The 7,551-nt window shown below is 31.8% G+C and carries 7 protein-coding genes; 3 read left to right on the forward strand and 4 right to left on the reverse strand.

The window, feature by feature from the left end; genetic code table 11:
- The gene (locus tag GBO31_RS03750; RefSeq protein WP_219006975.1) at positions 1–1,959 is read right to left on the reverse strand and encodes a peptidylprolyl isomerase; all 1,959 of its coding nucleotides are present in this window, start codon (positions 1,957–1,959) and stop codon (positions 1–3) included.
- A gap of 331 nt (positions 1,960–2,290) precedes the next feature.
- On the opposite strand from GBO31_RS03750, the gene GBO31_RS03755 reads away from it, so the two are divergent.
- A complete protein-coding gene (locus GBO31_RS03755) occupies positions 2,291–2,530 on the forward strand; it encodes a hypothetical protein (RefSeq protein WP_219006976.1) in 240 nt (79 codons plus the stop codon).
- A 90-nt stretch (positions 2,531–2,620) separates the two neighbouring features.
- A complete protein-coding gene (locus tag GBO31_RS03760) occupies positions 2,621–3,127 on the forward strand; it encodes an OmpH family outer membrane protein (protein WP_219006977.1) in 507 nt (168 codons plus the stop codon).
- 76 nt (positions 3,128–3,203) lie between these two features.
- Here GBO31_RS03760 and guaB read toward each other — a convergent pair whose 3' ends face one another.
- Positions 3,204–4,676: an IMP dehydrogenase gene (gene guaB, locus GBO31_RS03765; RefSeq protein WP_219006978.1), complete on the reverse strand. Its 1,473-nt coding sequence runs from the start codon at positions 4,674–4,676 to the stop codon at positions 3,204–3,206.
- Between the two features lie 306 nt (positions 4,677–4,982).
- Here guaB and GBO31_RS03770 point away from each other — a divergent pair, with 306 nt between their 5' ends.
- The gene (locus GBO31_RS03770) at positions 4,983–5,768 is read left to right on the forward strand and encodes a phosphatase PAP2 family protein (protein WP_219006979.1); all 786 of its coding nucleotides are present in this window, start codon (positions 4,983–4,985) and stop codon (positions 5,766–5,768) included.
- Positions 5,769–5,773: 5 nt separating this feature from the next.
- Here the strand turns inward: GBO31_RS03770 and GBO31_RS03775 are convergent, their stop codons facing one another.
- Together GBO31_RS03775 and GBO31_RS03780 are read right to left on the reverse strand one after the other, a co-directional pair.
- Positions 5,774–6,286, reverse strand: coding sequence for a DinB family protein (locus tag GBO31_RS03775; protein ID WP_219006980.1), 513 nt, complete (start codon positions 6,284–6,286; stop codon positions 5,774–5,776).
- Positions 6,287–6,774: 488 nt separating this feature from the next.
- Positions 6,775–7,551 (reverse strand): glycoside hydrolase family 16 protein (locus GBO31_RS03780; protein ID WP_219006981.1); only part of this gene is annotated, 777 nt, incomplete at its 5' end.

Here is a 7,551-nt window from a genome sequence, read left to right on the forward strand (position 1 = left end):
TTAAATTGATAGTTCTTTTTTAATTTGTTTTAGGGTTTTCTGATTTAAATCCACAGAATATTTTTTCCTAAGTTCATTTAACCATTTTTTCTCTAGATCTTCTTGGAAATCGTTGATAACTTTCCCTTTGGTTTCCTCGAAAGTTTTAGTTCTGGCAGGTATTATTTCCATTACCTTAACCAAGGTGATATAATTATTCTCTTTTAGATTGAAAATTTCGCCTACTTTACCAGATAATTTATCTGCTAATTCATCTACTCCTTTCTCTACTATTTCTTCTGTGAATAACACTTTATTGGCATCCGATTGATTAACTTCTTTTTTGATATCACTCATTGGTATCCCTTTTTCAATCATTTGCTTAACCTTATCCATCAATGTTTCATCCGAAGAAGAAGATTTAACTACTTTATAACTTTCATTTTGAATATATGCATCTTTTTTAGATTCATAATATTTTTGTAATCCAATAGAATCTGATTTAGCAGCATTCCAAATTTTCGATTCCATCAAGTCAAATAGTAATAAACCATCTCTATATTCTGAAATAACATTAGCAAAATCTTGATTATCCTGTTCTAAATGTTCTTCATAATATTGAAGCAGCTTTTCAGATTCGTAATCCTCATAATTTTTTTCAACAAAAACCTTAACATCTTTCATATTAGTTTTACGAGTTGCTTTGCTTTGAATAAAGTTTGCAAAATCTAAATATGAAAAGTTTTCGTCTCCTATTTTAAAAACACTCTTTTTTAAATTAGCATCATTCGTAGGGATATTCCATTTTTCGCTAAAAATCGTTGTTGGTACTGTCTTTTTAAAATAACTAATGGCTTTTTCATTTTTTTGCAGGCCATATTTATCCTTCAACGAGTTAATAAATGATTCTGTAATCAACTTAGATCTGCTATCTTTTTTTATTCTTTGTGTTAGTTCTGCTTTTTGCTCATCAAAAGTTTTTGGTGGATGCTTTTCTATCAACTTCACGATATGCCATCCGTACTTTGTTTTAACAGGTTGAGAAAGTTCTCCTTTTTCTTTTAATGCAAAAGCTACTTTTTCAAAACTCTCTGAATTCAAGGCTCCTTGTCCAAAACGATTTATTTTACCACCTTTTACAGCTGTATTGCGATCATCGCTATATTGTTTCGCTAGCGATTCGAATGAAGTATTTGCTTTTAGCTGTGTTTGTATTTCTTTAATTCTCTGTTCAGCTTGTTCTTCAGTTCTTCCTTTATTAAAGGCTACCATAATATGGGCAACAGTAACTTCTCCTAATGACTTTTCCTTTTTGTTTACTTTTACGATATGGTATCCAAACCGAGTTCTAAAAGGTTCTGAAACTTCACCAACTTCTGTAGTAAATGAGGCTTCTTCAAATGGATATACCATTCTAAAAGCAGAAAACCAGCCTAAGTCTCCATTATTTCTTTTCACAGAAGGATCTTGACTATAAGCAACTGCTATTTTTTTAAACTCTTCTCCATTTATAATTTTGTTTCTAGCTTCAGTTATTTTTTGATAAGCGGCTAAAGTATCTTTAGGAAGTGCATCGGGTCTAACATTTATTAAAATGTGACTTGCATTTACTCTTTCTTGTAAACGATCATAAGCTTCTCTTACCAGAGCATCAGACGCTTTAGTATCTGTTAAATATCCAGAAGATAGTTGCTTTCTATACCCTTCAAGTTCTTTAATGTAAGACTCTTTTTTATCCAGCCCTTGTGCTCTAGCCTCTTCAAGTTTTAATTTATAATTAATAAAAAGTTCAAGGTATTCATCAATATCTTTCTGAGATTCATCTTTTACCAAATCTATATTCTTTAGATATACTCTCTTGAATTCTGATCTATAAACTGGTGAATCATTGATGGTAAGGAGTACTTGATCTTTTTTTTGACCATAATTTAATGTACTAAAGATTATTCCTAAAAAAAGTATGATAGATTTTTTGTGCATAGTTCTCTAAAATAAAGTCCCCAATCGGACAAAAATAACAATATTAACGTGTTTTACAAGCTATTTGTAGTAACGTATTATGATAAGMATATCGTATGAAACGAGTTGATAATTTTGATAATTCTTTTTTAATTAAGAAACTCTCTTCTTTATTACTAAAATAAGGATACAGAAATACACATCCAAACTAGTATCTACTTTATATAATCCAAAGAACAAGTTATTTGCAAGATTTAATAATGTCAAATAAAATAGCTTTCAAAACGATGTAGTATTTTAGCAAACAAATACGAAAAAGGACATATTATTTTAAAAACATTATTATATAAAATTGGAACGTAAATTAAAACTCATATGGGATTTTAGAGGTCCCGCTGCTCAAAAAACTGCAGAGCATCATGTTATTCATCTAAAGGAATACATTCAAATAGAGCAACTATCTATCGATATTACAGGTTTTCAAGTAATTGATGAATTTCATTGCATTGCCTTTATGGTTGTTATAGATTCTGAAATGAAACAAGTCAGAGATGCACTAAAACCTCATCGCGGACAGCTTTATCAAGAATAGATTTTTAAAAAATATTTGTCTTGGCACTTATATTGCCTTAGACCTTATATATTTGCAAAAATTTTAAAAACAAGAACTAAAAAGATAACAATGAAAAATATAATATTTCCAGTGCTTTTATTATTCGTTAGTGTACAAGCAATTGCACAATCTAAAGTTGGAACAATTGATAGCGATTTTATTCTTTCAAAAATGCCAGAACTTACTAAGGTACAAGAAGACCTTAAGGCTTACAATGCAAAGTTAGAAGCTGACTTAAAAGTAAAAGCAGATGATTATCAAGCAAAAGTAAAAGCTTATCAAGAAGGCGTAGCTAGTATGACAGAGCCTATGAAAAAGACCAAACAAGAGGAAATCATAGCTTTAGAAAATGATATTGCAAAATTTCGTCAAAATGGAGCTCAACTTGTTCAGTTACAACAAAACAAGTTACTTCAACCATTATATAGTAAAATAGGTAAAGCTTTAGAAGAAGTAGCGAAAGCTGAAGGGTACACTCAAGTATTAACTATTACTAGCAGTGGATTAGCTTATGTAGATCCAAAATTTGATCTTACTAAAACGGTAATGACCAAATTAGGTATCCCAACCGAATAATCATACAACCAGTTTTTATAAAAAAACGCTCCAATTAAAATTGAAGCGTTTTTTTATTGAATTTATTGCTATCTGATTATCTACTATAATTAGGAGCTTCTTTAGTGATCGTTACGTCATGTGGATGACTTTCGTGAATTCCACTTGCCGTTATTTTTACAAAACGTCCTGTATTCTGAAGTGTTTCTATATCTTTTGAACCACAATATCCCATTCCAGCACGTAGACCACCTACAAATTGATGAATACTCTCGAATAACTCTCCTTTATAGGCTACTCTACCTACAATACCTTCAGGAACTAATTTCTTAATATCATCCTCCACATCTTGGAAGTAGCGATCTTTCGAGCCCTGTTTCATTGCTTCAACAGATCCCATTCCACGATAGGATTTGAACTTTCTTCCTTCGTAAATGATAGTTTCTCCTGGAGATTCTTTTGTACCAGCCAATAAAGAACCTAACATTACTGTATCTGCTCCAGCGGCAATAGCCTTTGGAATATCACCTGTATATCGAATTCCTCCATCGGCAATTACGGGAACTCCAGAGCCTTTTATCGCAGCAGCTACCTCTAAAACAGCAGAAAACTGAGGAAATCCTACTCCAGCTACTACTCTTGTTGTACATATAGATCCAGGTCCAATTCCTACTTTTACTGCATCTGCTCCAGCTTCTACTAAATATTTAGCTGCTTCGGCAGTAGCTATATTACCAACAATTACATCTAGATCAGGAAAGCTCTTTTTTACATCTTTTAATACAGATACAACACCTTTGGTGTGCCCATGAGCTGTATCAATAACTACAGCATCTACACCAGCTTTTACTAAAGCTTCTGCACGATCAACTGCATCGCCAGTAACACCAATAGCAGCAGCAACTCTAAGTCGCCCATATTTATCTTTATTCGCTATTGGTTTTAAGGTGAGTTTTGTAATGTCCCTAAAAGTAATCAACCCTACTAAGGTATAATCATCATTAACTACTGGAAGTTTTTCAATTTTATTGTCTTGTAATATTACTTCAGCTTCTTGCAAAGAAGTACCTTCTCCAACGGTGACTAAATTCTTACTAGTCATTACCTCAGAGATAGGTCTATCATCATTTTTTTCAAAACGCAAATCTCTATTGGTAACAATTCCTAATAACTTGTTATCTTCATCAACAATTGGAATTCCACCAATGCTATGCTCTCGCATATTATTTTTTGCATCAATTACTTTGGCATCTAAAGGCAAAGTAACGGGATCTATAATCATTCCGCTTTCTGCTCTCTTTACTTTGCGGACTTTCATAGCCTGCTCCTGAATAGTCATATTCTTGTGAAGCACACCAATTCCTCCTTCTTGAGCCATTGCAATTGCCATACGACTTTCTGTAACAGTGTCCATAGCAGCTGAAACTATCGGAACATTGATAGTTATGTTTCTAGTAAACTTAGTTTGAATATTTACTTCTCTTGGTAAAACTTCTGAAAAGGCAGGAACTAATAATACATCATCATATGTAAGTCCTTCTCCAACGATTTTGGATTCGTGAGCTGTCATAGCAATTAAGATTTAATTGCGTGCAAATATAAGTTTTTTTTAAAGGAATCCCATAAAACCACATTAGTAATATCTCATTTATTTTAAGATACTTACTTCATTCAAAATAAGCATTCCATAATTATGGATACTTAAAATGAGTAATCTTATGTTAAATTCTGGTTTTAAATAAATTAACATTAAAGAGACACAATAAATTTTGAATAATTCGTTATATATAGAATTGTATTTTAACAATTTTTTAATATTTAAATAGTATCTTACAAAAAGATTACGCCCAAACTACCTAACCCCAAAAGAATACCTATGAAAATCAATATTACCTTTTTATTGATATGCTTTTGTGTCCATATCACTAATGCGCAGTTAACAGAATCCTCTCTATCAGATCTGAATCCTATTGAAATCAGTCTAAAAACGACAGATCAAACAGAAATTAAAAAAAAGAGAAGGAACTTATTTACTAAAAGAATTATTCCTTTTACCCTTATTGCTTCTGGTATTTTATTATCAACAAGTGATTTTGAAGAATCTTTACAAAGTGACATCAGAGGATATACCGGAGATGATTTTTATTTAAACATTGATGATTATACGAGATATGCACCGATTCTTCAGATGTATGCAGCCGATATTTTTGGTGTCAAAGCAAGAAATCATTGGTTTGATCAAACTAAAAATTTACTAATTTCAACTTTAGTGACTAGTGCTGCTACCACAATTCTAAAAAAAGAAGTAGATAAAGCTAGACCTGGTGACCCTTCTCAATTAAACTCCTTTCCTTCTGGACATACTTCTATGGCTTTTGTTTCAGCAGCAGTTTTATATGAAGAATTCATAGATTCTAGTCCAATATTAGCCTATAGTGGATACCTTTTTGCTGTCACTACGGGTAGTTTACGAATGATGAATAATAAACATTATCTATCTGATGTATTAGTCGGTGCAGGAATCGGAATTCTAACAACGAGATTAGTTTATCATTATGAACATTTAATTTCATGGAACCCTTTTAAGAAAATGGATGATATGGCTTTTCTACCTCAATTTACAGGTGAAGGTGTCGGATTATATTTTTCTAAATCGTTCTAACAAAATTAATCACCTTCTGCGTATTGAAAATTTTCTTGGGATCGTTTTTTTAAATAATCTAATTTAAGATTTGTAATTTGTCTTATATGCAAATAATCATGTGCTAGCCAATTTGCCATGAACTGTTGTGCGGTCATTTCACCAAATTCAGGATGTATCGTTACATTATTCCACTTTGGATCCTGTAGTGTCTTCAACCAATTTATGGAAATACTTCGTTCATGTAAAAACTTACTTAACATATTGCTATATTCTTTGGTAATATATTCTCTTTGTGCTACCCATCCTTCCGGATCAATTGGAATAAACTCATTATCTGGGGTTTCCAGTATATGTTTGGTTCTTGCTCTAAAATCCTCTCGTTCTTCATCATACAGATGACACACAATTTCTAACAAACACCAACGATTGGGTCTGTTTTTCCACAGATACACCTCCTTAGGCACATCTCTTAGTAACTCTTTAAAAACCTGTTGATTTCTAGATAATTCATCAATTATGAATTGATAAGTAGACATAATAAAAGTATTAGATTCCACAAACTTCCTTATAAGATCGAAAATACAATATAATATTGTTGGCTATCAGAAATAAAACATCTTTCTCTTTTATAAAAAACTTATATCTTAAAAAAAGGGTAAGATACCCCTTAAAAACCAGCTTTTTCCCTCTTTCAAAACATCGTATTAGTTGGTACTTTTGACTTGATCAAGAGTTATATTTTTTTTGAATTAGCCACAATTAAAATGTACCGAAGAGCCTAAAAACAATATATTTAAAAACTCTCTTTGGATATGGGGCCAGTTAGATCAGAGAGTAAGTAAAAAATAAATGTAATTGTATAAATTTCTAACAAAAGTGGAAGTATCCAAAACTTAAGAATATATAGTTTTTAGGCTTTTTCATTTAAGACTTCTTTTACAACACACAAAAAAGCTGCCTCGAAATATAACTTCGAGACAGCTAAAGCGATTGTAGGTTTTGATGGTATGTTATTATGATATTTTTATAGCGTTCTTCTATCTAGTCTTACATAATCAACAAACATGTATGTATTCCAGAAAACATTAATTCGAGAATTATCGAAAATTCCAAATTGAGCATCAGACCCTATATTTAAATTGAGTATAATATTATGATCTCTAAAGTTCTGTAGTCTTAAATCATTATCTACACTATTGGTATAATTTGCTCTAAGATTTCCGTCGACGTAAATTTTAACAGTAATATTTCCATTTCTGTTTATCCATCGCTGTTCATATGTATGCCATCCTTCACCAAGACTATAAGGTCTACTTGCATTATTGCCTAATTGATTTTGACCAACATTGGATCCGTAGAACAAGTTACTACCAAAGTCTGCTCGATTACCATAAGAATATCCTTCCATAATATCAATCTCACCACGTGTAGGCCAATTGGTTTCATTTACTGTCCAAAAAGCTGGCCAAACACCGTATGTTTCAGCAAAACCTTTATAATTGTTTCCTTGTCTAGCAATAAGCTTAATACTTGCACGTAATCGATACTCTTGATTGTTCCCAGGATGGAAATCATAATAAGACTTTACATGCCCTGACTCATATCTATTACTGTTTACTCGATATGCTTGCAAACGAAGACAACTTCTCCCATCCAAACTGGCGATTTCAGAATTCCAATTTCTATAATGACAAATGCTAGAATTATAATCTGTTCTATTATGTGTTCTTTGCCATTGATTTAAATTACCATTACTATTAAAATTGTCGGTAAATTGACGAACCCAAGGTCCCGCTTTAGC

It is taken from the genome of Aquimarina litoralis (genome assembly GCF_019295435.1).
GTDB classification, from domain to species: Bacteria; Bacteroidota; Bacteroidia; order Flavobacteriales; family Flavobacteriaceae; genus Aquimarina; species Aquimarina litoralis_A.

What these genes read in the sequence shown, in the direction of transcription:
- GBO31_RS03750 (WP_219006975.1), bottom strand. Translation starts at nt 1,959, where the DNA reads ATGCACAAAAAATCTATCATACTTTTTTTAGGAATAATCTTTAGTACA.
- guaB (WP_219006978.1), bottom strand. Translation starts at nt 4,676, where the DNA reads ATGACAGCTCACGAATCCAAAATCGTTGGAGAAGGACTTACATATGAT.
- GBO31_RS03760 (WP_219006977.1), top strand. Translation starts at nt 2,621, where the DNA reads ATGAAAAATATAATATTTCCAGTGCTTTTATTATTCGTTAGTGTACAA.
- GBO31_RS03770 (WP_219006979.1), top strand. Translation starts at nt 4,983, where the DNA reads ATGAAAATCAATATTACCTTTTTATTGATATGCTTTTGTGTCCATATC.
- GBO31_RS03775 (WP_219006980.1), bottom strand. Translation starts at nt 6,286, where the DNA reads ATGTCTACTTATCAATTCATAATTGATGAATTATCTAGAAATCAACAG.